Origin of the sequence: Umezawaea endophytica (assembly GCF_025061645.1) — a bacterium.
GTDB classification, from domain to species: domain Bacteria; phylum Actinomycetota; class Actinomycetes; order Mycobacteriales; family Pseudonocardiaceae; genus Umezawaea; species Umezawaea endophytica.
Window position 1 is genome coordinate 174,167 of the sequence record NZ_JANYMP010000012.1, and the last position, 25,795, is coordinate 199,961.

Annotated in this window: 28 protein-coding genes; 18 read left to right on the forward strand and 10 right to left on the reverse strand. The window is 70.8% G+C overall.

Annotated elements, in window-relative coordinates; genetic code table 11:
- Positions 1-134: 134 nt before the first annotated feature.
- The 6 genes from NZH93_RS24980 to NZH93_RS25005 all read left to right on the forward strand — a co-directional run bounded on the left by NZH93_RS24980 (position 135) and on the right by NZH93_RS25005 (position 5,989).
- Positions 135-899: a GNAT family N-acetyltransferase gene (locus NZH93_RS24980; protein ID WP_259625618.1), complete on the forward strand. Its 765-nt coding sequence runs from the start codon at positions 135-137 to the stop codon at positions 897-899.
- Positions 896-1,750, forward strand: a complete 855-nt coding sequence (locus tag NZH93_RS24985; RefSeq protein ID WP_259625619.1) for a lysophospholipid acyltransferase family protein — start codon at positions 896-898, stop codon at positions 1,748-1,750. Before NZH93_RS24980 ends, NZH93_RS24985 begins: the two co-directional genes overlap by 4 nt.
- 4 nt (positions 1,751-1,754) lie before the next feature.
- On the forward strand, positions 1,755-3,119 hold the full coding sequence (locus NZH93_RS24990) for an MFS transporter (protein WP_259625620.1): 1,365 nt from the start codon (positions 1,755-1,757) through the stop codon (positions 3,117-3,119).
- A 21-nt stretch (positions 3,120-3,140) separates the two neighbouring features.
- Positions 3,141-4,343 carry a cysteine desulfurase family protein gene (locus NZH93_RS24995; protein WP_259625621.1) on the forward strand — a complete coding sequence of 401 codons (1,203 nt, stop codon included), beginning with the start codon at positions 3,141-3,143 and terminating at the stop codon, positions 4,341-4,343.
- Positions 4,344-4,347: 4 nt separating this feature from the next.
- Positions 4,348-5,436 (forward strand): tRNA 2-thiouridine(34) synthase MnmA, encoded by a 1,089-nt coding sequence (mnmA, locus tag NZH93_RS25000; protein WP_259625622.1) that lies wholly within the window; start codon positions 4,348-4,350, stop codon positions 5,434-5,436.
- Positions 5,437-5,563: 127 nt separating this feature from the next.
- Positions 5,564-5,989 carry a DUF3052 domain-containing protein gene (locus NZH93_RS25005; RefSeq protein WP_259625623.1) on the forward strand — a complete coding sequence of 142 codons (426 nt, stop codon included), beginning with the start codon at positions 5,564-5,566 and terminating at the stop codon, positions 5,987-5,989.
- A gap of 9 nt (positions 5,990-5,998) precedes the next feature.
- Here the strand turns inward: NZH93_RS25005 and NZH93_RS25010 are convergent, their stop codons facing one another.
- The 4 genes from NZH93_RS25010 to NZH93_RS25025 all read right to left on the reverse strand — a co-directional run bounded on the left by NZH93_RS25010 (position 5,999) and on the right by NZH93_RS25025 (position 8,531).
- On the reverse strand, positions 5,999-6,706 hold the full coding sequence (locus NZH93_RS25010) for a hypothetical protein (protein ID WP_259625624.1): 708 nt from the start codon (positions 6,704-6,706) through the stop codon (positions 5,999-6,001).
- Between the two features lie 93 nt (positions 6,707-6,799).
- On the reverse strand, positions 6,800-7,114 hold the full coding sequence (locus tag NZH93_RS25015) for a TfoX/Sxy family protein (protein WP_259625625.1): 315 nt from the start codon (positions 7,112-7,114) through the stop codon (positions 6,800-6,802).
- A gap of 23 nt (positions 7,115-7,137) precedes the next feature.
- The gene (locus NZH93_RS25020; RefSeq protein ID WP_259625626.1) at positions 7,138-8,013 is read right to left on the reverse strand and encodes a serine/threonine dehydratase; all 876 of its coding nucleotides are present in this window, start codon (positions 8,011-8,013) and stop codon (positions 7,138-7,140) included.
- Positions 8,010-8,531, reverse strand: a complete 522-nt coding sequence (locus NZH93_RS25025) for a DUF6584 family protein (protein ID WP_308214237.1) — start codon at positions 8,529-8,531, stop codon at positions 8,010-8,012. Before NZH93_RS25025 ends, NZH93_RS25020 begins: the two co-directional genes overlap by 4 nt.
- A gap of 55 nt (positions 8,532-8,586) precedes the next feature.
- Here NZH93_RS25025 and NZH93_RS25030 point away from each other — a divergent pair, with 55 nt between their 5' ends.
- Positions 8,587-9,786: a hypothetical protein gene (locus NZH93_RS25030; protein ID WP_259625628.1), complete on the forward strand. Its 1,200-nt coding sequence runs from the start codon at positions 8,587-8,589 to the stop codon at positions 9,784-9,786.
- A gap of 63 nt (positions 9,787-9,849) precedes the next feature.
- Entirely contained in the window at positions 9,850-10,245 is a 396-nt protein-coding gene (locus tag NZH93_RS25035; protein WP_259625629.1) for a hypothetical protein, read from the forward strand.
- Here NZH93_RS25035 and NZH93_RS25040 read toward each other — a convergent pair.
- The 3 genes from NZH93_RS25040 to paaI form a co-directional block, all read right to left on the reverse strand.
- Complete coding sequence (locus NZH93_RS25040; RefSeq protein WP_259625630.1) at positions 10,190-10,360, reverse strand: DUF397 domain-containing protein; 171 nt, start codon at positions 10,358-10,360, stop codon at positions 10,190-10,192. The genes NZH93_RS25035 and NZH93_RS25040 overlap by 56 nt on opposite strands.
- A gap of 12 nt (positions 10,361-10,372) precedes the next feature.
- A complete protein-coding gene (locus tag NZH93_RS25045; RefSeq protein WP_259625631.1) occupies positions 10,373-11,230 on the reverse strand; it encodes a helix-turn-helix domain-containing protein in 858 nt (285 codons plus the stop codon).
- Positions 11,231-11,293: 63 nt separating this feature from the next.
- On the reverse strand, positions 11,294-11,650 hold the full coding sequence (paaI, locus tag NZH93_RS25050) for a hydroxyphenylacetyl-CoA thioesterase PaaI (RefSeq protein ID WP_259625632.1): 357 nt from the start codon (positions 11,648-11,650) through the stop codon (positions 11,294-11,296).
- A gap of 208 nt (positions 11,651-11,858) precedes the next feature.
- Between paaI and NZH93_RS25055 the strand changes: the two genes are divergently transcribed.
- The 4 genes from NZH93_RS25055 (at position 11,859) to NZH93_RS25070 (ending at position 16,780) form a co-directional block, all read left to right on the forward strand.
- Complete coding sequence (locus NZH93_RS25055) at positions 11,859-12,863, forward strand: aldo/keto reductase (protein ID WP_259625633.1); 1,005 nt, start codon at positions 11,859-11,861, stop codon at positions 12,861-12,863.
- Positions 12,864-12,903: 40 nt separating this feature from the next.
- Positions 12,904-13,809, forward strand: a complete 906-nt coding sequence (locus NZH93_RS25060) for an aminoglycoside phosphotransferase family protein (RefSeq protein WP_259625634.1) — start codon at positions 12,904-12,906, stop codon at positions 13,807-13,809.
- Positions 13,806-14,831, forward strand: coding sequence for a uroporphyrinogen decarboxylase/cobalamine-independent methonine synthase family protein (locus NZH93_RS25065; protein ID WP_259625635.1), 1,026 nt, complete (start codon positions 13,806-13,808; stop codon positions 14,829-14,831). Before NZH93_RS25060 ends, NZH93_RS25065 begins: the two co-directional genes overlap by 4 nt.
- An 89-nt stretch (positions 14,832-14,920) precedes the next feature.
- Positions 14,921-16,780, forward strand: coding sequence for a glycoside hydrolase family 9 protein (locus NZH93_RS25070; protein ID WP_259625636.1), 1,860 nt, complete (start codon positions 14,921-14,923; stop codon positions 16,778-16,780).
- A gap of 48 nt (positions 16,781-16,828) precedes the next feature.
- On the opposite strand, the gene NZH93_RS25075 is transcribed toward NZH93_RS25070, so the two are convergent.
- From NZH93_RS25075 to NZH93_RS25085, 3 genes are all read right to left on the reverse strand, one after another.
- Entirely contained in the window at positions 16,829-17,227 is a 399-nt protein-coding gene (locus NZH93_RS25075) for a DUF5980 family protein (protein ID WP_259625637.1), read from the reverse strand.
- A gap of 198 nt (positions 17,228-17,425) precedes the next feature.
- The gene (locus tag NZH93_RS25080; RefSeq protein WP_259625638.1) at positions 17,426-17,929 is read right to left on the reverse strand and encodes a GNAT family N-acetyltransferase; all 504 of its coding nucleotides are present in this window, start codon (positions 17,927-17,929) and stop codon (positions 17,426-17,428) included.
- Between the two features lie 46 nt (positions 17,930-17,975).
- Entirely contained in the window at positions 17,976-18,908 is a 933-nt protein-coding gene (locus tag NZH93_RS25085; protein ID WP_259625639.1) for a LysR family transcriptional regulator, read from the reverse strand.
- 72 nt (positions 18,909-18,980) lie between these two features.
- Between NZH93_RS25085 and NZH93_RS25090 the strand changes: the two genes are divergently transcribed.
- From NZH93_RS25090 to NZH93_RS25115, 6 genes are read left to right on the forward strand one after another with little or no spacing between them, the layout of a single operon-like run.
- Positions 18,981-19,610: a succinate dehydrogenase cytochrome b subunit gene (locus NZH93_RS25090; RefSeq protein WP_259625640.1), complete on the forward strand. Its 630-nt coding sequence runs from the start codon at positions 18,981-18,983 to the stop codon at positions 19,608-19,610.
- A complete protein-coding gene (locus NZH93_RS25095; RefSeq protein WP_259625641.1) occupies positions 19,610-21,493 on the forward strand; it encodes a fumarate reductase/succinate dehydrogenase flavoprotein subunit in 1,884 nt (627 codons plus the stop codon). Before NZH93_RS25090 ends, NZH93_RS25095 begins: the two co-directional genes overlap by 1 nt.
- Complete coding sequence (locus tag NZH93_RS25100; RefSeq protein WP_259625642.1) at positions 21,490-22,224, forward strand: succinate dehydrogenase/fumarate reductase iron-sulfur subunit; 735 nt, start codon at positions 21,490-21,492, stop codon at positions 22,222-22,224. The genes NZH93_RS25095 and NZH93_RS25100 overlap by 4 nt, the downstream gene beginning before the upstream one ends.
- Before the next feature lie 25 nt (positions 22,225-22,249).
- Positions 22,250-22,918, forward strand: coding sequence for a hypothetical protein (locus NZH93_RS25105; protein WP_259625643.1), 669 nt, complete (start codon positions 22,250-22,252; stop codon positions 22,916-22,918).
- Positions 22,919-22,954: 36 nt separating this feature from the next.
- Positions 22,955-25,096 (forward strand): NAD-dependent DNA ligase LigA, encoded by a 2,142-nt coding sequence (ligA, locus tag NZH93_RS25110; RefSeq protein ID WP_259625644.1) that lies wholly within the window; start codon positions 22,955-22,957, stop codon positions 25,094-25,096.
- A complete protein-coding gene (locus NZH93_RS25115; protein ID WP_259625645.1) occupies positions 25,089-25,583 on the forward strand; it encodes a GNAT family N-acetyltransferase in 495 nt (164 codons plus the stop codon). The genes ligA and NZH93_RS25115 overlap by 8 nt, the downstream gene beginning before the upstream one ends.
- Positions 25,584-25,795: the final 212 nt, after the last annotated feature.

Here is a 25,795-nt window from a genome sequence, read left to right on the forward strand (position 1 = left end):
CCGCTGAGCGGGTGTTACCCCATTAGCAGGCCTTCCTGAGCGGAGCCTGAGAACCGGCCATTCATCGAGATGGCACGTACGCGTCATCGCTTCGACCTGCCGCCGGTACCCGTCAGGTCGGTAAACCTTGAGCCATGACGCAGCCGCAACTGCTTGTCAGCACCGCAAGGCCCGCGACCGGCACGCCAGGGTACTCCCTCCTGGTGGCGCGTGACAGCGCGGAAGTCGTTGCCGCGCAACGGCTCCGCTTCCAGGTGTTCGCCGAAGAGGTGGGTGCCTCGCTGCACACCTCCGTACCAGGGCACGACGTCGACCGGTTCGACGAGTTCTGCGACCACCTGGTGGTCCGGGACGACACGTCCGGCGAGATCGTAGGCACCTACCGGATGCTGCCGCCGGAGCGGGCCCGCGAGGCGGGCGGCCTGTACTCGGAAACCGAGTTCGACCTGCGGAATCTCGCTCACCTGCGGCACACCCTGGTGGAGACCGGTCGGTCTTGCGTCCACCCCGATCACCGCAGCGGCGCCGTCGTGAGTCTCGTCTGGGCTGGAATCGCGCGGTACATGCTGCTGTCCGGCCACACCTGGCTCGCGGGCTGCGCGTCGGTGTCCCTCGCGGACGGGGGTGAGCACGCCTCCGGCGTGTGGGAGACCGTGCGCGCCAAGCACTACGCGCCCGAGGAGTTCCGGGTGGCGCCGCTGAACCCCTGGACGCCACGGGAATCGCCCGCGAAGGCCGTGCTGCCGCCGCTGCTCAGGGGCTACCTGCGGATGGGCGCGCTGGTGTGCGGCCCGCCCGCGCTGGACGTCGACTTCGGCGTCGCCGACCTCTTCGTCCTGATGAACCCGTCGAAGATGGACAAGCGGTACCTCAAGTTCTTCCTCGGGGAGGAACCGTGACGCACGCCTGGATGCCGCACTCCCCGTGCGGTGACGGCTGCCTGGACCGGTCCGCCCCGACCGTCGGCGCGCTGCGGGCCTCGTTCCGGCTGGTGGCCGCGGCCACCGTCCTCCTCTGCGGCCTCCTCGTGCTGCTGCTGCGGGGCGCCGCTCGCGAAACCGTGCTGCGGCAGTGGTTCCGCGTGCTGCTGCGGGCGTTCGGCGCCCGGATCGACGTGCACGGCCCGGACCGGTTCCAGGAGACGCCGGGCCGAGGGGTGCTGGTGGTCAGCAACCACGTGTCCTGGCTGGACGAGCTGGCGATCGACGGCGTGCAGCCGATCCGCATGGTCGCCAAGCGCGACATCCGCGACTGGCCGGTGCTGGGCCGGGTGATCACCGCGGCGCGCACGGTCTACCTGGACCGCGAACGCCTGTCGCTGCTGCCCGGCACGGTCGCCGAACTCGCGGGCGCGCTGCGGGACGGCGCGGCCGTGGGCATCCACGCCGAGGGCACGACGTGGTGCGGTCTCGCGTCCGGCGGCTACCGGCCCGCGCTGTTCCAGTCCGCGCTGGACGCGGGCGTCCCGGTGCGCCCGGTCGTGCTGCGCTACCGGCTCGCCGACGGCACGTCCACGACGAGCCCCGCGTTCGTCGGCACGGACGCGCTGTTCGACTCGATCCGCCGCGTCGTCCGGCTGCGCGGGCTGGTCGTCGAGGTGCACGTGCTGGACGAGATCGCCCCCGGCCGCGCCGGAACCCGTCGTGAACTGGCCGCGCTCGTGCAGCGGGAAGCCGAGCGGGTGGCGCACGGCACGACCTCCCGAGTCCATATCGCCTTGACCTCCACCCCGGTCGAGGTTGAACGATAGGGGTGTGACCACCACCGAGAGCGCCGAGAAGAGCAGGCTGTGGTCCCCGGACCGCCGGGGACCGACCGCCGGGATCATCCTCCTGGTGACGCTGCTGGCGTTCGAGGCGATGGGCGTCAGCACGGCGATGCCGCGGATGGTCTCCGAGCTGCGGGGCGACGAGCTGTACGCGTGGCCGTTCGTCGCGTTCCTCGCCTCCAGCGTGGTCGCGACGGTCCTGTCCGGCCGGTTCTGCGACCTGCGCGGCCCCAAGCCCGTGCTGCTGACCGGCCCGCTGGTGTTCCTCGCCGGGCTGCTGGTCGCCGGGTTCGCCCAGGAGATGGGGCTGCTGCTCGCGGGCCGCGTCCTCCAGGGCTTCGGCGCGGGCATGCAGATCGTCGCCATCTACGTCGTGATCGGCCTCGTCTACCCGGAGCGCGACCGCCCCGCCGTGTTCGGCGCGCTGGCCGCCGCCTGGGTCGTGCCGTCGCTGGTCGGCCCCGCGCTGGCGGGCTTCTTCACCGAGCACCTGACGTGGCGGCTGGTGTTCCTCGCGCTGGCCCCGCTGGTGCTGATCGGCTTCCTGCTGCTCGTCCCGGTGCTGCGGACGCTGCCGAAGCACGTCGACGGCGTGGTCCCGGCCCGTCGGGGCCTGCTGCTCGCGGCCGTCGGCGGCGGCGTGGGCGTCTCGGCGCTGAGCTGGGCCGCGCAGCACCCGCGCGGCCTGAACCTGCTGCTCGGCCTGGTCGGGCTGGTGGTCCTCGTGCCGTCGCTGCGGATCCTGCTGCCCAGGGGCACCCTCACCGCCCGTCGCGGCCTGCCGGTCGTCGTGCTGGCCAGGGGGATGCTCGCGGGCTCGTTCTTCGCGACCGAGGCGTTCATCCCGCTCACCCTCACCTCCGTGCACGGCTACTCGCCGCTGGAGTCCGGCATCCCGCTCACGCTCAGCGCGCTGGGCTGGTCCGCCGCCTCGATGTGGCAGTCCCGCAGGCCGGACATCCCGCGCGGCACGCTGGTCCGCTGGGGTTTTGTGCTCAACGCCACGGGCATCCTCGGCGTGACGCTGATCGCCCCGGAGTGGGGGCCCGCGTGGGCGACGGCGCCGCTGTGGGCCATCGCGGGCTCGGGCATGGGGCTGGCGATGTCCAGCGTGAGCGTGCTCGTGCTGGCCGCGTCGACGGACGCCGACCGCGGCTTCAACTCCTCTTCGGTGCAGATCAGCGACATGCTGGGCTCGGCGTTCCTGGTCGGCCTCGGCGGTGTGGTGGTCGCGACGTTCGCCTCGACGGCGGCTCCGACGGCCGCGATCATCCCGTTCGACCTCGCGATGGCGGCGTTGGCGGTGCTCGGCGCGTTCCTCACGGGTCCGCGCACCAAGCCCGCCGCCTGAACGGGCTACCCTGGGAGCGCGATGGCCTACCTCGATCATGCCGCCACCACGCCGATGCACCCCGATGCGATCACGGCGATGACTCAGGCGTTGTCCACCCTGGGCAACGCCTCCTCGCTGCACACCTCCGGCAGGCGCGCGCGCCGGGCCGTTGAGGAGTCGCGCGAGGACATCGCCGACGCGCTGGGCGCCCGGCCGTCGGAGATCATCTTCACCGGCGGTGGCACCGAGAGCGACAACCTGGCCGTCAAGGGGATCTTCTGGGCCCGCAGGGCCGCCGACCCGAGGCGCAGGCGCGTCCTGGCGTCCGCCGTCGAGCACCACGCCGTGCTGGACGCGGTGCAGTGGCTCGCGGACCAGGACGGCGCCGAGGTGACGTGGCTGGAGACGGACCCGCACGGCCGCGTGCACCCCGACGTGCTGCGCGAGGCGCTCCAGGGCGACGACGTGGCCCTGGTGACGGCGATGTGGGCGAACAACGAGGTCGGCACGATCAACCCGGTCGCCGAGCTGGCCGCCGTGGCCGCCGCGCACGGCGTGCCGTTCCACACGGATGCCGTCCAGGCCGTCGGTGCCGTGCCGGTCGACTTCACGGCGAGCGGCGCGAACGCGCTGACGATGACCGGCCACAAGGTCGGCGGCCCGTACGGCGTCGGCGTGCTGCTGCTGGGCCGGGACGTGCGGTGCACGCCGCTGCTGCACGGCGGCGGCCAGGAGCGCGACGTGCGCTCCGGCACCCTGGACGTGCCCGCGATCGTGGGCCTCGCCGCCGCCGTGCGGCGGGCCGTGGAGGACCAGCCCGCCAACGCCGTTGCCGTCGCCGCGCTGCGCGACGAGCTGGTCGCGTCGGTGCGCCGGGTCGTGCCGGACGCGATCGTCAACGGCGACCCCGGTGAGCAGCGGCTGCCCGGCAACGCCCACCTCACGTTCCCCGGCTGCGAGGGCGACAGCCTGCTGATGCTGCTCGACGCCAAGGGCATCGAGTGCTCGACCGGCTCGGCGTGCACGGCGGGTGTCGCGCAGCCCAGCCACGTGCTGCTCGCGATGGACGTCGAACCCGCGCTGGCGCGGGGCTCCCTGCGGTTCTCGCTGGGGCACACGTCGACCGAGCAGGACGTGCGCGACCTGGCCGAGGCGATCGGCCCGGTCGTGGAACGCGCGCGCAGCGCCGGTCTGGCGGGCCTGAAGCGGTCTCGGGGCAAGAACATCAAGGCGGAGGTGTAGCGGGATGCGGGTGCTCGCGGCGATGAGCGGTGGGGTCGACTCCGCGGTGGCGGCCGCTCGCGCGGTCGAAGCCGGGCACGACGTGACCGGCGTGCACCTCGCGCTGTCCGCCAAGCCCGGCACGCTGCGCACGGGTGCGCGGGGCTGCTGCACGATCGAGGACGCGCACGACGCCCGTCGCGCCGCGGACCTGATGGGCATCCCGTTCTACGTGTGGGACTTCGCCGAGCGCTTCACCGAGGACGTCGTGGACGACTTCGTCGCGGAGTACGCGGCCGGTCGCACGCCGAACCCGTGCCTGCGCTGCAACGAGCGGATCAAGTTCGAGGCGCTGCTGGACAAGGCCATCGCGCTCGGCTTCGACGCCGTGTGCACCGGCCACTACGCCCGGCTGTCCACTGAGGACGGTCTGGTCGAGCTGCGCCGCAGCGCGGACGACGGCAAGGACCAGTCGTACGTGCTCGCCTCGCTGACCCGCGAGCAGCTCTCGCACGCCATGTTCCCGCTGGGGGACAGCACGAAGGCCGCCGTCCGCGAGGAGGCCGCCGCGCGCGGCCTCGGCGTGGCGGAGAAGCCGGACAGCCACGACATCTGCTTCATCCCGGACGGCGACACGCAGAAGTTCCTCGGCAACCGGATCGGCCAGTCGCCGGGTCTGCTGATCGACGACGAGACCGGGGCCGTCCTCGGGCGGCACGCGGGCGTGCACGAGTTCACCGTCGGCCAGCGCAAGGGCCTCGGCATCGACGCCCCCGCGCCGGACGGCCGTCCCCGGTACGTGCTCTCGCTGGAGCCGGTGTCGGGCAACGTCCGCGTCGGCGCGGCGGAGAAGCTGGCCGTGACGGAGATCGTGGCCGTCCGCGCGTCGTGGCCGAACGGCGTCCCGCTCGACGGTCCCGTCGAGTGCGTCGCCCAGGTCCGCGCGCACGGCGGCACGGCTCCGGCCGTGGCCGAACTGGTGGGCGCTGAGCTCCAGGTGCACCTGCGCGAGCCGCTGACGGGCGTGGCGCCCGGCCAGGCCGTGGCGCTGTACCGCCCGGACGCCTCCGGCGACCTGGTGCTGGCGAGCGCCACCATCGACTCCACCGCCTGAGAACCGCTCGCGAACCGCCCGCGCCCGCCTGGGACTGGCTCAGCGTGACCTCTGTTCACCCGATGGGTCCGAACGCGCCCCTTTCGGAGTCTTCGTCGTCGCGTTCGGGCGTGGCACGCTCCACCGCATGACGCAGAGCCAGACGAGGACGGCCGCCGACCGGATGGAGCTGGAGGCGGGCCAGTTCGTCAAGGAGATCGGCGAGGCCGGTGACGACGAGGTCCGCGACGCCGTCGAGGACGCGATCGAGGAGTCGCTGGCCCCCGCGGACCGCGAGGCGACGGCGGACGCCGTGCTGCTGTGGTTCGAGGAGGGCGACGACGACCTCGCGGACACCCTGGTGGACGCCACGGCGGAGCTGAACGAGACCGGGGTGATCTGGGTGCTGACCCCCAAGGTCGGCCGTCCGGGGTACGTCGAGTTCGCCGACATCAGCGAGGCGGCGTCCGTGGCCGGGTTGGCGAGCACGTCCGGCAACCCGATCGCGCCGGACTGGACGGCGACCCGCCTCGTGGTGCCGAAGACCGACCGGCGGAACTCCACCTTCGACTGACGGCCGCGCCTACCCCAGCGAGTACCAGGTCGCGGCGCCGATCAGCGCCACGTACGCCACCGACGTCCACGCGACGACCCGCGTCCGCCCCCGTTCGTCGAGCGTCGTGAACGTCAGCAGCCACGCCAGCAGCGGCAGCAGCAGGACGCCGTGCATCGCGACCCCGTGCGCGGGCTTGAAGATCCCGGCGGTGCCGTAGGCCTCGGTGAGGCCTGCGGTCCGCGCCAGCACGGAGCCGCGGGCGATCATCAGCGCGCCGAACGCCATCGCGCCGAGGAACGTCGCTGCCCCGACGCGGACGGCCAGCAGCATGCTCGGCGTGAGGTGCCGGGCCCGCCAGGCCGTGACGAGCAGCCACACCACCGAGAAGATGATCACGCCGCCGCCGAGCGCGAGCCCGATCGTGACGGCGGTGTCGAACGGCGTCTCGTTGTTGAAGTGCGACGGCACCTCCCGCCACGCCTGGACGGTGATCCCGAGGACCTCGTAGACCGACGCCGCGGTGAACAGCGCCACGACGAACGGCCTGAGCCGCACGAGCGCCCCGACCCAGGCGAACGTGGCCAGCGTGAGCCCGAACGACAGCCCGAACGTCACGGGTTTCCGCCACGACACCGGCCCCTCCCACGGGCCGCCGTCGACGGCGAACACCAGGAGGTGGAACAGGCCGCTCGCGAACAGCACGACGCTGACCCGGTAGGCGATGCGCGTTGTCATGCCACCGAATCGTGCCCACGTCGACGCGGGAAGGCGTCAGCCGGGGAGCGGCACCGGGGAGTACGTCAGCGGGCGTAGGTCAGTGGGCTCAGGTCAGTGCGGAACGGACATCGCGGCCGACGCGAACTCCGCCCACCGCGAGGCGTGCGCGGCGGGCAGGCTCACCCAGTCGCGCATCGGACGGCCGGTGCCGGACGGGTCGAACAGGTGCGCGTCGCCCATCTCCAGCGCTTCGGCGTGGGCCCGCGTGCCCTGCCCGAGCCTGCACGCGAGTTCACCCTCGTGCAGGCACGCGAAGGCCTTGCCCTCGACGTCCTTGAGCGCGGGCTTGCCGAACAACTTCGACGCGCGGACCCCGTAGGGGCCGAGCTGGGTGACGAGCCCGTCGAGCACGTCGGTGTCTGCCACCCGTCCAGAGTCCCACCGGACGGTCAGGGGGTCCAGTCGGTGTTCGCACCGCACAGGACCACGCACGGCAGGGCGCCGGGCACGGTGCCCGCCAGGAACGCCGCGAACGGCACCGCCGCCGCGGGCTCCACGGCCAGCCGGAACTCCTCCCACAGCCGGTCGCGGGCGGCCAGCAGTTCGGCGTCGGTGACGAGCAGCGACGTGACGGGCGTGGAGGTGAGGACCTCGAACGGCAGCGCGCCGAGCCGGGTGGCGCCCAGCGCGGACGCGGCGACGGACTCCACCGGGCCGTCCACCGGCGCGCCCGCCGCGAGGGCGTTGTGCAGCGCCGAGCAGTTCACCGGCTCGACCCCGACGGTCAGCCGACCGTCGACCGCCGACGCGATCCCGGCGACCAGCCCGCCACCGCCGACCGCGACGGCCACGGCGTCCACCTCGGGGAGGTCCGCCACGATCTCCAGGCCCACCGTTCCCTGCCCGGACACGGTCAGCGGGTCGTCGTAGGCCTCGACGTACACGCCGGGGAACTCCCGCGCCGCCTCGGCGGCCTCCGCGTACGACGCCCCGTGCCGGATCAGCTTCGCCCCGGCGGCCTCGATGCGCCGCACCTTCCCCTCGGGCGCGGACAGGGGCACGAACACCGTGGCGGCCATCCCGAGCAGGTGCGCGGCCGTCGCGACCCCCAGGCCGTGGTTGCCGCCGGACGCCGTCACCACGTGGTCCGGCGTGCCCTTCGCGATCAGCGTGTTCACCGCCCCGCGGATCTTGAACGACCCCGTGAGCTGGAGGTGCTCCAGCTTCAGCGCCAGCGGGCGGCCGTCCACCTCGACCCGCCACAGCGGTGTCCGGCGGACGTGCGGGCGGATGCGTCCGGCGGCGGCTACGACGTCGATGGTCATGAGAACAGGATGCGGTACCCGTACCCCACGGCGGTAACGGCCCCGACCACGACGAGCACGGCCAGCACCGCCAGCCCCAGCGCGATCAGCGCGCAGGTGAGCCACGACCGGGCGGGCTGCTCCGCCTCCGCCACGACCAGCTCGTCCTGGATCTGCTCCGTGGCCGCCCGGTGCAGCAGCATCAGCCGGGTGCGGGCCGTCTCGGTCTCGGCGGCGTCCTCACCGCCGGTCCAGTTCAACGCGGTCAGCCGCGCGACCGGTGTCTTGTACGCGTGTTCGAACGCGAGGACCTCCACATCGTCCCGAACTTCGGACAGGTAGCTCCACCGACCGGCTTGCGCGGTGTTCCCGAGCACCCGGTAGACGGCAGCCAACTTGTCCCGCAGGTCCAACCGGTTGGGGTAGGTGCCGACCAGTCCTGCCACCCTCTGGCGGGCACGGAGAACACTCGCTAAATCGCCGCGGGTGAGTTCTTCGGCCGCGCGGTGCAACGTCACCTCGACAGGCATGGCCCACATGCTCTCAAGCCGCGCAATGGGCTGCCGATTGTTCGCCCGATCGTAGGATTGTCAGGTGCTTTCGGTAACAGTGGTGTCGTTCGGTTTCGCCTGGTGGCTGGGCCTCTACCTGCTTGTGCGAGATCCGGGAAAGCCGCTGCTCCGCCGAACGGCCGCTGGACTGCTCGTTTTCGCGGTGGTACTGGCTTTCGACCCGGTCCCGCAGGTGGTGCTCGCCGTGCCCGCGGTGGCCTGGACGGGTGCCATCGCGTGCTGGCTGCCCGCGCGGTTCGAGATCTGGTGGCGCTTCTCGATCGTCCCGGTCCTCGTCGCGGCGGTGTTCTTCCCGTTCGTCGCGGTGGTTCCGCTCGCGGTGGCCTTCGGCCTGTTCCTGCGCCACCGCCCGGCCCGCGTCGGCGCGGTGCTGGTGGTCGCGACGCTCATGTTCGGCATCGGCACCGCACTGGTCGGTTCCGGCCTGCTGCCGAAACCGCTGCTGCTCGGCGCGCTCGCCGTGGACCTCGTGGTGTTCGGCGTCGCGGTCGCCGTGGCCGACGCGTTCGACGAGGGCGAAGCCGTCCGCGCCGACATGGTCCGCTCGCTGGTGGTCTCGTTCGGCGCGGCGGTGCTGTTCGGGGCTCAGGTCGTGGTCTTCCTGGTCCTCACCGACGCGCGGTTGGAGCCGCTGCTGTTCGGCACGGTCGCCGCCGCCATCGCCGTCCAGGTCTTCGCGAGCCCCCTGTCGGCGGCGGCCGACCGCTTGGTCCTGCCCGGCCTCGCGAAGGACCGCGCCGAACTCCGCGAGGTCATCGACGCCCTGCCCCGCCGCGACCCGACGGCCGATGTGGAGTTCACCAAGCAGACGCGGCGCGCGCTCAGCCACTACGGCGACCTCGGCAAGCTGGTCGCCAGCCCGTTGACCACCCTCCCGGTGATCGCGGAGAGGCTTTCCGCCAGGGGAGCGACCGACCAGCCGGTGGAGCGCGCGGTGGAGCTGAAGGCGTTGCTGCTGGAGTGCATCACCCGCTTGAAGCCGCGGGACGGCGACTTCGGCACCAGCGACGAGTGGCGCCACTACAACGCCCTGTACTTCTACTACGTCGCGGGCATCCGCCCGTACAGCGTGCGCACGAAGCGCGAGGACCTGGACCCGTTGTCCAAGAAGGCGTTGGCGTGGTTCGTCAGCCAGGTCCCCGAGCGCACCCTGCACAACTGGCAGAACGCCGGCGCCAAACTCGTGGCCGCCGACCTGTTCTCCCAGGTCGAGCAGCGCTGACTGGCAGTCGTTGGCAGCGTTGGACGTGGTTCTGGCAGTGCTCCCGGGACGACTGTTCTCGGCATGACGAACAACGACCGACTGCTCCGCTTCGCACTCAAGCTGGACGGCATCGCCTCAGCCGCGATCGGCGCCCTCGCCATCCCGTTCAGCACCGAACTGGGCCTGCCGACGATCCCGCTGGGCGTCTTCCTGCTCGCCTACGGCGCGGGCGTCTTCTTCCTGGGAACCCGCCCCAACACCACGCTGGTGAAGGTCGTCATCCTCGGCAACCTGCTGTGGGTGGTCGACAGCGTGCTCACCGCCGAACTCGGCTGGTTCGGCATCACCACGCTCGGAACGTGGCTGACGCTCGCCCAAGCGGCGGGGGTCGCCGGGTTCGTGGTGCTCCAGGTGCTGGGCCTCAACGCCGCTTCGCGGCAGCCACGAACGACTCCAACGCAGCCCGCGACACGATGAGCACCGGCCCCTCGGGATTCTTGGAGTCCCGCACGGCCCCGCAGTAGGCCAGTTCGACGCAGGCGCCACCATCACCGTTGCTGTAGCTGGACTTCCGCCACTCGATGCCCGACATCGCCACTCCCCTCTAGAAGGTGCTGGCCACCTCGGCGATCAGCTCCAGCGACTCATCGGGGCCAAGTGCTCGCTCCTGCGCGCCGGCGAACTTCACCTTATACGGTTCGAGGTCCTCGGGAGCCTCTTCATAGCGGCCATAGGTGACGTTCTCGGTGTACACGACATCGTCGTGGAGTTCATGGCTGAAGGACAGGATGTCGTAGGTCGACCCGATGCCCGGATAAGCCCCACGTCGGAACGGCATGACCTGAACTGTCACGTTCGGCAGCTCGCTCAACTCCATCAGGTGCAACAACTGGTCCTTCATCGCTCGGTTCCCACCGATCGCGGTTCGCAGGGCCGCCTCACCCAACACCATCTTCACCACCAGTGGATGCGGTCCGAACAGCCGCTTTTTCCTCTCGGTCCACAAAGTGACCCGCTGCACGGCGATCACCTGGCCGCGCAGCGGGTCACTCGTCCGCGCGAGGGTCTCGGTGTAAGCGCTGGTCTGGAACATCCCCGGCAGCAGCTCGTTCTTCAAGCTCCGCAACACCGCCGCCTCGAACTCCAGCTCGATGTAATCGCGGGTGATGTCGAAAAGCACATCCTTCTTCACATTCGCCAGCGCCCGCTGCTGCTCCGCCCGCTGGGCCTCCCGGTACAACCGGTGCCTGTCCGGCTGGTCGATTCCGTAGATCAGCGCCAGCGCCAGCAGATCATCAGCGTTGACCGCCTGCAACGCGTTCTCGATCTTGCTCAGCTTCGCGTTGGAGAACCCCACCCGGTGCCCCACCTCGACCAGGGACATCCCACTCGCCTCACGCCACTCGTGCAGCCGTCGACCGATCGATCGCTCAAGCGTGGTGGGACGGAACTTTTCGGCCATGTGATCAAGCTTAAAGCCGATTCCACGCCGTGAAAGTAATCCCATTGTGTGGGGATAACTGTTTCAGCGAATCGTCCGGCTCCGCCCGCGGAATTCCGCCACGACCTCGTCCCCGCGCGTCACGGTGATGTCGTAGATGCCGCTGCGGCCGAACGTCACCCGTTCCACCGCCTCCGCCACCAACTCGTCCCCGAGCCGGACCGCCGCGATGAAGTCGATCTCCGCCGACGCGGCGACCGTGACCGATCCGGGGCTGTTGCAGGCGATGGCGAACGCGCTGTCGGCGAGGAGGAAGACGTAGCCGCCGTGGCCGGTGCCGTGGACGTTGAGCATGGTTTCGGTGATCGTCATCGCGAGTCGCGCGGTGCCTTCGCCGACGTGCAGTTCCTCGATGCCGATGGCGGTCTCCGCTGGTCCCATTCCGGGCACTCAACCACAGCGCGGAGTGTGGTGCGGGAGCACGGGGCGCGACGTGCCCCCGCACCACGATCCGGGGACGCCCACCACGGTGAGCGCCGACGCCGTGACCGTATGTGGTGTAGACCATCTGCGTCAATGGGTCTAGACCTTTTAACACTTCCCCGGACCTCGTGGTCGTGCGGGAACGTGAATCGGCGAGACTGTTTCGATGGTCGACCAGAACTCCACGCCCCTCGGCAAGCGCCCCCTCGGCAGCCAGGGGCTCCTCGTCTCCACCCAGGGCCTCGGCTGCATGGGCATGAGCGCCTACTACGCGGGCCGCGACGACGCCGAGTCGACCGCGACGATCCACCGCGCACTCGACCTCGGGGTCACGTTCTTCGACACCGCCGAGTCCTACGGCCCGTTCACGAACGAGGTCCTGGTCGGCAAGGCGCTCAAGAGCCGCCGCGAGGACGTGCAGATCGCGACGAAGTTCGCGATGGAGTTCGACGACGACGGCAACGCCCTCGGCTTCAACGGGTCCCCGCGCTACGCGAACAAGGCCGTCAACCGGTCGTTGAAGCACCTCGACACCGACTACATCGACCTGTACTACCTGCACCGCGTCGACCCCGAGGTCCCGATCGAGGACACGATGGACGCGCTGGCCGACCTGTTCATGGCGGGCAAGATCCGCTACATCGGCCTGTCCGAGGTGACGCCGGAGACGATCCGGCGCGCGCACCTCATCCACCCGATCACGGCCGTGCAGTCCGAGTACTCGCTGTTCGCCAGGGACCCGGAGAAGGACGGCGTGCTGGCCACGTGCCGCGAACTCGGGATCGGTTTCGTCCCGTACTCGCCGCTGGGGCGCGGCGTGCTCACCGGTGGCATCACGAAGGTCGACGACCTGGCGGCCGACGACCACCGCCGGAACCTGCCGTGGTTCAAGCCGGAGAACCTCGACGAGAACGTGGCGGTCGTCGACACCCTCAGGGAGTTGGCGGCGCAGAAGGAGGTCACGCCCGGCCAGTTGGCGCTGGCGTGGGTGCTCGCCCAGGACACCACCCCGATCCCCGGCACCAAGCAGCGCCGGTGGCTGGAGCAGAACGTCGCCGCCTCCGGCATCAAGTTCACCACCGCGGAGATGGCCGCGATCAACGCCGCGTCCCCGCACGGCGTGACGGCGGGCGAGCGCAACAACCCCGGCGTGCTCGCGACCAACCGATAACCGGTCGACCGGGGTCCGGCCGATCCTCGATCATCGGCACGTGATCGAGGTGCCGGACCTGGTCCGCCGGAAGGCGGAGAGCCTGGGTGAACCGGGGGAGCGCTGGCTGGCCGCGCTGCCCGTGCTGGTCGCCGCCGCCGTGGAGGAGTGGGCGCTCACGCTCGGACCCCCGTTCACCGGCGGCAGCGCCTCCTACTGCGCCAGTGCCCGCACGGCCGACGGCGAGGCCGTGGTCCTCAAGCTCGTGGCACCCGGCCACGACGTCGAGGGCCAGGTCCGCACCCTCGCCGCCGCGAACGGCCGCGGCTACGTCCACCTGCTGGCCAGGTCGGGCGACGCCCTCCTCCTGGAAGCGCTGGGCCCGCCGTTGTCCCTGCCACCCGAGCGGGCGATCGGCGTGCTCGCCCGCCTCCTGCGGCGGGCGTGGCTGCCGCCGGACGAACCGGCGACGTCGAAGGCCGAGGACCTGGCCGTCCTCGTGGACGACCTGTGGCGCAAGCACGACCGCGCGTGCTCCCCGCGGGCGTACGGCCTGGCCATGCGCTGCGCGGAACGCCGAGCGGCCCCGTGCGCCGAGGTCCGGGTGCACGGCGATCCCCACCACGCCAACACGCTCGGCGTTCCGACGCCCCGGCCGGGAGCGGAGGAGGGGTACGTCTTCATCGACCCGGAGGGCTTCGTCGCCGACCCCGCCTACGACCTCGGTGTCGTCCTGCGCGACTGGTGCGCCGAACTCCTCGCCACCCCCGACCCCCTGGGCCTCGCCCGCCGCTACTGCGCCCTGCTGGCGGACGGCAGCGGCCTGTCCGCGACGGCGATCTGGGAGTGGGGCTTCCTCGAACGGGTCTCGTCCGGCCTGTACCTGCTGGACTTCGCGGGCCCCGCCGAGGCCGCCCCCTTCCTGCGGACGGCGGACCTGCTGGCCGGTGCCACACTGTCGACGTGAACACGACCCCTTGGAAACCCGGCTCCGCCACCGGCATCGGCTCACTGCCCGGCACGGATCCGCGCGAGGCGTCACGCATCGTCCTGGGTGAACTCCCGACGCTGCCGCACCTGCCGGAACTCCCCGACCGGGGTGTGGGGGCCGACATCGTCGGCCGCACCGCGGGTCTGCTCGTGGACATCCCCGTCGAGGTCGTCCCGTCGGGCTACCGCGTGACCGCGCACCCCGGCCGCGACCACCGCCGGGCCACCGACCTGATGAACTACGACCTCGACGCGTTCGAGGAGGCGGTCCAGACCGTCAACCTCCGCCCGGAGGTCGTGAAGATCCAGATCGCGGGCCCGTGGACGCTGATGTCGAACGTCGAACTCGTGCGCGGCCACCGCGTCCTGACCGATCCGGGCGCGGTGAAGGAGTTCACCGAATCCCTCGCCGAAGGCCTCAAGCAGCACATCGCCGAGGTGCGCAAGAGGACCGGCGCGCAGGTCGTCGTGCAGCTCGACGAGCCGGGCGTCCCGGCGGTGCTCGGAGGGCTCCTGCCGACGCCGTCGAAGCTGGGCACCGTCCGCGCCGTGCCGGAACCGGACGCGCGGGACGTGCTCGCCACGATCATCGACGTGGCCGGGCCCGGCACGATCGTGCACTGCTGCGCGCCCAAGCCGCCCGTGACGCTCTTCCGCGAGGCGGGCGCGTCCGCCGTGGCGCTCGACGTCTCGTTGCTGCGCGGAGCGGGCAAGGCCGTGGCGGACGAGCTGGGGGAGGCCTGGCAGGCGGGCACCTCGCTGTGGCTCGGGCTCGTGCCGAGCACCGATCCGGGCACGAAGGTCGAACTGCGCGACCTCGCCAGGCCCGCGCTGGAGCTGGCGGACCGCCTCGGCTTCCCGCGTTCGGTGCTCACGGACCTGGCGCTGCCCACTCCCACCTGCGGGATGGCGGGCGCGTCCGAGAAGTGGGTCCGCCGCGCCCTCTCGCTGACCCGAGACCTGGGCAAGGCGTTCTCGGAGCCGCCCGAGGACTGGTGACCGCGGCGACCGGCGGCTAGTCTTCCCGACTAATTAGGCAACCTTCTTAACCATAGGACCACCGCCGCCGGTCCGGGCAAGGAGCCCCCATGCGTTTCGCGCACGCCCTCGTCGCGGCGGCGGCGGTCACCGGGTTGGTCGCGGTGCCCGCCCAGGCCGCCCCGTCCGGGCAGGTCCGGCTGGACCAGGTCGGCTACGGCACCACCGAGGGCAAGCAGGCGTACTTCCTCGCGCCCACCGCTTCGTCCGCCACGTTCTCCGTCCTCGACGACCGGGGCAGGTCCGTGCTGACCGGCCGGGTCGGCGCGTCGCTCGGCGGCTGGAACACCGGCTTCACCGCCGTGCACCCGATCGACTTCACCGGGGTGACCAGGAAGGGCACGTACCGGATCAAGGTCGGCGGGGTCACCTCGCCCACGTTCAAGGTCGACACCGTGCGGAAGCTGTACGCCCCGCTGGCGGCCGACAACGTCGAGTTCTTCCAGGCCCAGCGCGACGGCGCCGACGTCGTTCCCGGCAGGCTCAAGCGCAAGCCGTCCCACCTGGCCGACCGCGAGGCCTTCGTCTACGACCACCCGGTGTTCAAGGGCGAGGGCGGCGACGAGGTCGCCGAACCCCTCAAGCGCGTCGGCGGCCCGGTCGACGTCGAGGGCGGCTGGTTCGACGCGGGCGACTTCGTCAAGTTCACCCACGCCACCTCGTACTCGCTGGCGGAACTCCTGTACGCGCAGCGGGTCGCCCCCAACCCCGCGCTCGACGCCGAGACGAAGTTCGGCCTCAGGTGGCTCGACAAGGTGTGGGACAGCAGGTCCAAGACCCTCATCGCGCAGGTCGGCATCGGCACCGGCAGCGAGGAGCACGGTTTCGTCGGCGACCACGACGTGTGGCGACTGCCCGAGGCCGACGACAAGCTCAGCGTGGAGCCGGGTGACCTGGAGTACTTCATCAAGCACCGCCCCGTCTTCCGCGCGGCGGCCCCCGGCGAGAAGATCAGCCCCAACCTCGCGGGCCGGGTCTCGGCCGCCTTCGCCCTGGCCGCCCAGGTCGAGGCCAAGCGCGACCCCGCGCTGGCGTGCCGATACCTGGAGGAGGCCGCCTCCGTCTTCGCCCAGGCCAAGACCACCGACGTCGGCGAACTCGTGACCGCGTTCCCGCACGCGTACTACCCCGAGGACTCCTGGGCCGACGACATGGAGTTCGGCGCCACCCAGTTGGCGCTGGCGGGCAAGGCGCTCGGCGACCGCCGCGCCGCGGGCTGGGCCACCGCCGCCACCCACTGGGCGAAGGAGTACCTGGCGAGCGGCGACACCGACACGCTGAACCTGTACAACACCAGCGCTTTGGCGCACACCGACCTCGTCCGCGTCCTGCGCTCGGGCGGTGTGCGCAACGCCGAGGTCACCGAGGCGCAGCTCGTCGGCGACCTCAGGCGCCAGCTCCAGCAGGGCGTCGACGCCTCCGCGTCGAGCCCGTTCCGCACGGCCGTCGACGTCACCCAGTTCGACGCCGCCCCGCGCAGCTTCGGCTACGTGGCCACCGCCAAGCTCTACCGCAGTCTGACCGGCGACCGGACGTTCGACGACTTCGGCACGCGGCAGCGCGACTTCACGCTGGGCGCCAACGCCTGGGGCACGACGCTCGTGATCGGCGTCGGCACCACGTTCCCGAACTGCCCGCAGCACCAGGCGGCGAACCTCTCCGGCGACCTCAACGGCGGTCGCAAGGTACTGGTCGGCGCGGTCGTCAACGGCCCCAACGGCGCGGACCTGTTCGGCGACCTCGGCGAGATGCCTGCGGGCTCCGCCCCGTGCACCAAGGACTACACGAAGCGGTACGACTCGGCCACGTCCGTCTTCGCCGACGACCTCCGCTCCTGGCCCAGTTCCGAACCGGCCATCGACTTCACCTCGATGGCGGCCCTCGCGTTCACCCTGACCGCGCAGGGCTGACGTGCCCACCTGTCGGGCCTGTCCTCGCACAGGCCCGACAGGCCCCGGTCAGCAGCGGTCCTGGACGTGGATCGTCACCGGCACGGCCTGGGTGACCACGCCGTCGGACGCCCAGACCTCAGGCGTGTACACGCCGACCGGGGTGGGCGCGATGGAGACCAGGACGAACGCGATGATCGTGTTGCCGTGGTTGGAACCGGGAGGGAGCGGGGTGCCGTCCTCGCCGGTCGAACCGGCGGGCAGGTCCCGGATCCCCGACTTGATCGGCGTCGACCAGGTGCCGAAGACCGGGACGAAGAAGTACGTGCCGCTGTGGCCGGATCCCGAGTTGACGCACATCCGCTGCCCGATGTCGCGCAGCGTCCACGTCGGGTTCGCGCCGTCGGCGATGGCCGACGGCGCGTTGCCGAGCAGCGCCAACGCCAGCGCGGCCAGTACTGCGAGCAACGGCTTGACGGTATGACGGGTGGATCTCATAGGTGTCCTCCAGGAGAAGCACACGTGGACGGAAGTCGAGGCCCCACAACGAATCCTAGTGAAGTTGATCTTGTTCGCAGCAGGGCCGAACAGCCGACTCCGCCTGTCGAAGCCGACAGGTTCGCCCTGCCGCGAGCACGGGCCAGGAGCGGACCGGCGCCCGTCCGGTCACAGCCGGTCGAACGGCTCCGAGTAGCGGAACGCCCCCCGCAGCCCCTCGTCGTACGCGCTCAACGCCCGAGCCTGGAAGTGCGGCGCCCACTCGGCCACCGGTGGCGTGATCCCGAACGACGCGGCCAGCCGGAAACCGAAGCGCGAGTAGTAGTCCGGGCTGCCGAGCAGCACCACCAGCGGCTCGTCCAGCGCGTCCGCGGCCCCCAGCACCGTGTGCACCAACGCCTTCCCGACCCCCGACCGCTGGTGCGACGGCAGCACGCTCAACGGCCCCAGGCCCAGCGCCGGAGCGTCGTCCACGGTGGCCCGCGTGCACACCACGTGCCCCACGACGGCGTCGTCCACGACCGCCACCAGCGACAACGCCGGAATCCACCCCTCGTCGGCCCGCAGCCAGTCCACCAGCAGGTGTTCACCGGCGGGTCGAGCGGCGAAGGCCGCCTCGGTCACCGATCGGATGACGTCCACGTCACCGGGCACTTCGCGTCGAATCAGCATCCGGCCAACCCTAGGCATCCGGCCGGGGAGCACCACCGAATATCCGTCACCCGAGCAACGCGCCCCGGCCGCGGGCGACCCGGTCGGCCGCGCGCACCCCGGACGGCAGTTCCGCGCCGCGCAGGAAGCTCAGCAGCACCGAGCGGAACGCGCGCGCCGCACCCGTCGGCGCGACGTCCGTGCGGTGCGCCAGCGCGATGGTCCGCCTGATACCAGGTGCCGTCAGCGGGGTCCCGTGCAGCAGCGGCCGGGTCGCCAGCACCATCGACGGCACCAGCGCGACCCCCAGCCCGGCCTCCACGAACCGCAGCACCGCGTCCATCTCCCCGCCCTCCACCGAGAACCGCGGCTCGAACCCGGCCGCGTGGCAGGCGGCGACGGTGGTCTCCCGCAGGTCGTAGCCCTCGCGGAACATGACCATCGGCTCGTCCCGCAGGTCGCTCAACCGCACCCGCTCGCGCCCCAGCGGCCGGGCGGAGGCGACCACCAGTTCCTCCGACAGCACCGGTACGGAGGTCAGGGACAGCCCCGGCGACGCGATCACCAGCGCCAGGTCCAGCGCGCCCGCGGTCAGATCCCGCTCCAGGTCACGGGATCCGCTCTCGGTCACCAGCAGCCTGATCCCCGGATACGCGTCGTGGTAGCGCTTCAGCACGTCCGCGAACAGGCTGGCGCACAGGCTCGGCGGCGCGCCGACCCGGACCCGGCCGCTGCGCAGCCCGACCAGTTCGGCGACTTCTAGGTGCGCGGTGTCCACATCGGACAGGATGCGCAGCGCGATCGGCAGCAGCGCCTCGCCGGCGGGCGTGAGCGCCACGTTCCCGCGCGCCCGGCTGAACAGCTCGGCCCCCAGCTCCTTCTCCAGCGCCTGGACCTGCTTGCTGAGTGAGGGCTGCGCCACGTGCGACTCCTCGGCGGCCCGCGTGAAGTGCCGCGTCCTGGCCACGGCCAGGAAGTACGCGAGCTGCTGGAGCGTCATAGCGCCAGGCTATCGAAATCAGGCCATCGATGTATTGGACGACTCGTCGAAGTCGCGCTTACCGTCGCTGACGTGCAAACACTCCGCCTGTACCGGTCGACGGTCGGCAAGAAGGCCGTCATGGCCGTGACCGGCGTCGGGATGCTGCTGTTCGTCGTCGGGCACATGATCGGCAACCTGTCGGTGTTCTCCGGACCCGCCGCCATCGACGGCTACGCGCGCTGGCTGCGCGAGATCGGCGTCGTCTGGCCGCTGCGCTTCGGGCTGCTGCTGTGCGTCGGCCTGCACATGGTCGCGGCGGTCCAGTTGGCCCGCCGCGCCAGGAAGGCCCGACCTCAGGGGTACGAGCACGGCCGCCGTCCGCAGAGCTACGCGGCGCGCACGATGCGCTGGGGCGGCGTGATCATCACCCTGTTCGTGGTCTACCACCTGCTCGACCTCACGGCCGGCGTCGCGAACCCCCACGGCGTCCAGGGCGAGGTCTACAACAACCTCGTCGCGGACTTCCAGCTCTGGTACGTCGTCCTGGCCTACACGGTCGCCGTCCTGGCCCTGGGCCTGCACATCCGCCACGGCGCGTGGAGCGCGTTGCAGAGCCTCGGCGTCACGGCCCCGCGCGGCATCGCCCTGGTGGTCGCGGGCGTGATCTGCGCCGGTTACCTGTCCGTTCCCGCAGCAGTCGTCCTCGGAGTGGTGAGCTGATGTACACCGAAGGCACGCCCATCGCCGACACCAGGGCCCCCGGCGGCCCCGTCGAGAACCGCTGGGAGCAGCGGCGGCTCAACGCCCGGCTGGTCAACCCGGCCAACAAGCGCAAGCTGTCCGTGATCGTCGTCGGCACCGGTCTGGCAGGCGCGTCGGCCGCGGCGTCGCTCGGCGAACTCGGCTACCGCGTCACGTCGTTCTGCTACCAGGACAGCCCGCGCCGGGCGCACAGCATCGCCGCGCAGGGCGGGATCAACGCGGCCAAGAACTACCGCAACGACGGCGACAGCGTGCGGCGGCTGTTCCAGGACACGGTGAAGGGCGGCGACTTCCGGTCGCGCGAGTCGAACGTGCACCGGCTGGCCGAGCTGAGCGTGCGGATCATCGACCAGTGCGTGGCGCAGGGCGTGCCGTTCGCCCGCGAGTACGGCGGGCTGCTGGACACGCGGTCGTTCGGCGGCGCGCAGGTGTCCCGCACGTTCTACGCCCGCGGCCAGACCGGCCAGCAACTGCTGCTCGGCGCGTACCAGGCGATGGCGAGGCAGATCGCCGCCGGGACCGTGACCTCGTTCCCCCGCACGGAGATGCTGGACCTGGTCGTGCACGAGGGCCGCGCCCGCGGTGTCGTGGTGCGCGACCTGGTGACCGGCGAGGTCTCCGCGCACACCGCCGACGCCGTCGTCCTCGCGACCGGCGGCTACGGCAACGTGTTCCACCTCTCCACCAACGCCAAGGGCTGCAACACCACGGCGATCTGGCGGGCCCACCGGCGCGGCGCGCTGTTCGCGAACCCGTGCTTCACCCAGATCCACCCGACGTGCATCCCGATCTCCGGCGACCACCAGTCGAAGCTGACGCTGATGAGCGAGTCGCTGCGCAACGACGGCCGCGTGTGGGTGCCGTCGCGCAAGGACGACCCCCGCCCGCCGAACGACATCCCGGAGGCCGAGCGCGACTACTACCTGGAGCGGATGTACCCGAGCTTCGGCAACCTCGTGCCGCGCGACATCGCCTCGCGGGCCGCCAAGAACATCTCCGACGAGCGCAAGGGCGTCTACCTGGACTTCGCCGACGCCATCACCCGCCTCGGCCGCGACACCGTGGAAGCCCGCTACGGCAACCTCTTCGAGATGTACCAGCGGATCACCGGCGAGGACCCGTACACCGCGCCGATGCGGATCTACCCGGCCGTGCACTACACGATGGGCGGCCTGTGGGTCGACTACGACCTGCGCAGCACCATCCCCGGCCTGTTCGTCGTCGGCGAGGCCAACTTCTCCGACCACGGCGCGAACCGGCTCGGCGCCAGCGCGCTGATGCAGGGCCTCGCGGACGGCTACTTCGTGCTGCCCACCACGATCGGCGACTACCTGGCCGACGGCCCGTTCGGCCCGTGCACGCCCGACGTGAGCGAGGTCCGGGACCGCGTGGCGGCCCTGCTGGCGGTGGACGGCGACCGCACCGCCGAGTCGTTCCACCGCGAACTGGGCAGGCTCATGTGGGACGAGTGCGGCATGGAGCGCGACGAGGCGGGCCTGCGCAAGGCGCTGGACCGCATCCCGGAGCTGCGGGCCGAGTTCTGGCGGCGGATCAAGGTTCCCGGCTCGGGGGAGGCCCTCAACCAGGAGCTGGAGAAGGCCGGACGGGTCGCGGACTTCCTCGAACTGGCCGAGCTGATGTGCGTCGACGCGCTGCACCGCACCGAGTCGTGCGGCGGCCACTTCCGGTCCGAGAGCCAGACGCCGGACGGCGAGGCGCTGCGCGACGACGAGGCGTTCGGCTACGTGGCCGCGTGGGAGTACACCGGCGGCGAACCCGTGCTGCACAAGGAAACACTGGACTTCGAACACGTGCGCCCCAGCACGAGGAGCTACAAGTGAAGCTGACCCTGCGGATCTGGCGCCAGTCCGGCCCGACCGGAGCCCTCGTCACCTACCCGCTGGACGACCTGTCGCCCGACATGTCGTTCCTGGAGATGCTTGACGTCCTCAACGAGTCCCTGGTGGTGCGCGGCGAGGAGCCCGTGGCGTTCGACCACGACTGCCGCGAAGGCATCTGCGGCATGTGCGGCCTGATGATCAACGGCGTCGCGCACGGCCCGGAGAAGGCCACCACGGCGTGCCAGTTGCACCTGCGGCACTTCTCCGACGGCGACACGATCACCGTGGAACCCTGGCGCGCCAAGCCGTTCCCCGTCCTGCGCGACCTCGTCGTCGACCGCTCCGCGCTGGACCGGATCGTCGAATCGGGCGGCTACATCAGCGTCCCCACCGGCAGCGCGCCCGACGCGCACGCCACCCCCGTGCCCAAGGAGTCCGCCGACGCCGCCTTCACCTCCGCCGCGTGCATCGGCTGCGGCGCCTGCGTGGCCGCCTGCCCCAACGGTTCCGCGATGCTGTTCACTGCAGCCAAGGCCACCCACCTCGGCTCGCTCCCGCAGGGCCAGCCGGAACGCTGGAGCCGCGCCCAGGACATGGTCCAGACGCACGACGACCTGGGCTTCGGCGGCTGCACCAACGCGGGCGAGTGCACCCCGGCGTGCCCCAAGGGCATCCCGCTGACCACGATCGCCCAGCTCAACCGCGACCTGCTGCGTTCACACCTCCGCTGACGGGCCGTGGGGGTTGAATGGGGGCATGAGCTGGTTCCGCCGACGCCGCCCCGACCCGTCACCCCCGGTGCACCTGCCGAACCCCCACGAGGCGGCGGTGGTGTTCTGGCAGGGCTGGTACGAGCTGCTGCCGACGGTCAGCGCGGCCATCGGCGACGGTGAGCCGCACCGGGTCGAGAACGAACTGTGCGAGCTGGTCGCGGCCATCCACCCGGACCTGCACTTCTCCCTCGAACGCGGGCAGCGGGCCATCTACGCGCTGGTGGTGAGCGGCCAGGAGGACCCGCGGCTGCGGCCGTACACGGACGCGTGGATCGAGGCCGCGCCGCCGGAGGACATGATCTGGGAGTACCACGACTCGGTGCCGCCGGTGCCGGACCCGACCGAGGTCACGGTGAACCTCGCGGGCCACCGGCTCCGCCTCGGCGACTTCCGGGTCGTGGCGCAGGTGACGGACGGCGCGGTCGACGTGGCCGTCTACCACCCGGAGCTGGCCGAGTTGGAGGAGGAAGCCCGCAGGGCGATGACGTTCCTCCCGCTGGACGTCACCCTGGGTGAGCGCCTGGCGGGGGAGTGGCTCGGACGGGTGGAAACGGCCGCGCAGGAACCCGAGGGCACGATCGACCTCCTGGAGCTGCGGGAACTGGTCCACTCACTGGCCCGTGTGGACGAACCACCCACCCACGGGTCGTAGTCGAGAATTGTCGGACCCCCTCGTTACGCTCCACCCGTGACCAGCAACGAGGACCTGAACCCCACCTCACTGACCGCCGAGGGCGTCGAGGACGTGCCCACCGGGGTCCGTGAGCGCCACGCCGCCCTCGCGGAGGAGCTGCTGGGCCACCAGTTCCGCTACTACGTGCTCGACTCGCCGACGGTGACCGACGGCGAGTTCGACACCCAGCTCAAGGAACTGGAGGCCCTGGAGGCCGCGCACCCCTCGCTGGTCACGCCCGAGTCGCCGTCGCAGCGCGTCGGCGGCACGTTCTCCACCGAGTTCACCGCCGTCGACCACCTCGAACGCATGCTCAGCCTCGACAACGTGTTCGACCTTGAGGAGCTGCGGGGCTGGTTCGAGCGGATCGAGAAGGCGTTCAGCGGCGAGACGCACTACCTGTGCGAGCTGAAGATCGACGGCCTCGCCATCAACCTGCTCTACCAGGACGGCAAGCTCGTCCGCGCCCTGACCAGGGGTGATGGCCGCACCGGCGAGGACGTGACGCTGAACGTCCGCACGATGGCCAGCGTCCCGCAACGGCTGACGGGCACCGCCGAGTACCCCGTGCCCGCGCTGGTGGAGGTGCGCGGCGAGGTGTTCATGCCGGTCGAGGGGTTCGTCGAGCTGAACGCGAAGCTGGTCGAGGCGGGCAAACCGCCGTACGCGAACCCGCGCAACACCGCCGCGGGCTCGTTGCGGCAGAAGGACCCCAAGATCACCGCGAGCAGGCCGCTGCTGCTCATCTGCCACGGCATCGGCAAGCGCGAGGGCTTCGAACCGACCCGCCAGTCCGAGTCGTACGAGGCGCTCCGCGCGTGGGGCCTGCCGGTGTCGACCCACACGAAGGTGCTCGCCTCGTTCGCCGAGGTGGCCGAGCACGTCGAGCACTGGGGCACCCACCGCCACGACGCCGAGCACGAGATCGACGGCATCGTCGTCAAGGTCGACGAGGTGTCCCTGCAACGCCGCCTCGGCACCACCTCCCGCGCCCCGCGCTGGGCCATCGCCTTCAAGTACCCGCCGGAGGAGGCGACGACGACGCTGCTGGACATCAAGGTCCAGGTCGGCCGCACCGGCCGCGTCACCCCGTACGCCGTGATGGAGCCGGTGAAGGTCGCGGGCTCGACGGTCGCCAGGGCCACCCTGCACAACGCCAGCGAGGTCGAGCGCAAGGGCGTCTGGATCGGCGACCGCATCGTCATCCGCAAGGCGGGCGACGTCATCCCCGAGGTCCTCGGCCCGGTCATCGACATCCGCCCGGCAGACGCTCACCCGTTCGTCATGCCCCTGGCGTGCCCCGAGTGCGGCTGGCAGCTCCGCCCCATGAAGGAGGGCGACGTCGACATCCGCTGCCCCAACGCCCAGGCCTGCCCTGGCCAACTACGGGAACGCCTGGCCTACCTGGGCAGCCGCTCAGCCCTCGACATCGAGGTCCTGGGCTACGAGGCCGCCGTGGCCCTGGCCGACTCGGACGCCTACACCGACGAGGGCGACCTGTTCACGCTGGACGCGGACAAGCTGCTGGAGGTGGAACTCTTCCGCACCATGCAGGGCGTCCTCAACGCCAACGCGCAAAAGCTGCTGGACAACCTGGAAGCAGCCAAGAGCCGTCCACTGTGGAGAATCATCGTCTCCCTCTCCATCCGCCACGTAGGCCCCACCGCCTCCCGCGCACTGGCACGCGAGTTCGGCTCCATCGACCGCATCGCCACCGCGTCGGAAGAAGAACTGGCCTCCGCCGAGGGCGTAGGCCCCACCATCGCACTAGCCGTCCGCGAATGGGCGGAAACCCAGTGGCGCCAAGACATCGTGGAAAAGTGGCGAGCCGCAGGCGTCCGCACCGAAGAGACCAGGGACACCAGCGTCCCCCGCAACCTGGAGGGCCTCTCCATCGTCGTCACCGGCTCCCTGGAAACCTTCTCCAGGGACGAGGCGAAGGAAGCCATCCTCTCCAGAGGCGGCAAAGCAGCGGGCGCGGTCTCCAAGAAAACCGCCTTCGTAGTAGTAGGCGAAGCCCCAGGCTCAAAACACGACAAGGCCCTCCAACTCAAGGTCCCAGTCCTGGACGAGGCAGGCTTCCGCACCCTCCTCAACGAGGGCCCAGAAGCCGCCACCGAGGTAGCCACCACAGGCACCGAGGAAACAGATGAATGACATCACCATCCGCCCAGCCCACCCGGACGAGTGGGCAGCGGCAGGCGAAATCACGGTAGCCGCCTACCTGGCGGACAACCACATCGACTCCCACACAGGCGGCTACGCAGACCAGTTGGCAAACGCCACAGCAAGAGCAAAAGAAGCAGAACTACTGGTAGCGATAACCGCGGACGAAGTAGTGGGCACAGTAACAATAGTCCACCCCAACACTCAATGGTCAGAAGTCTCCCGCGAAGGCGAACTGGAATTCCGCATGCTGGCGGTAGCTCCCAAAGCACGTGGCCGGGGCATAGGTGAACTACTAGTGCAAGCAGCAATCAGTAGAGCCCAAGAACAAGGCGCCCACCACCTAGTGCTGAGCAGCTCGGAACACATGGAAACAGCCCACCGCCTCTACACCCGCCAAGGCTTCACCCGCCTACCAGACCGAGACTGGCATCCTCTACCAGGCCTAACAGCAAAAGCATTCATCCTCAAGCTCTAAAAAACGCCAACCACCCACAAACGCAACGCGCCCACCCAACCGTGGCCGATTTTACTTGGGGGATTTGCCCCTTAAACTTGCGTCGGACGGCAGCTTCACCTCTGCCCTTTATTGTCCGACGAAGGGGCAAATCTAGGGGCCCCAAGTCAAATCGGCCACACTCCCCACCAACCCGCGTCCACAACTAGACCCCGACGCAACCCACACGCACC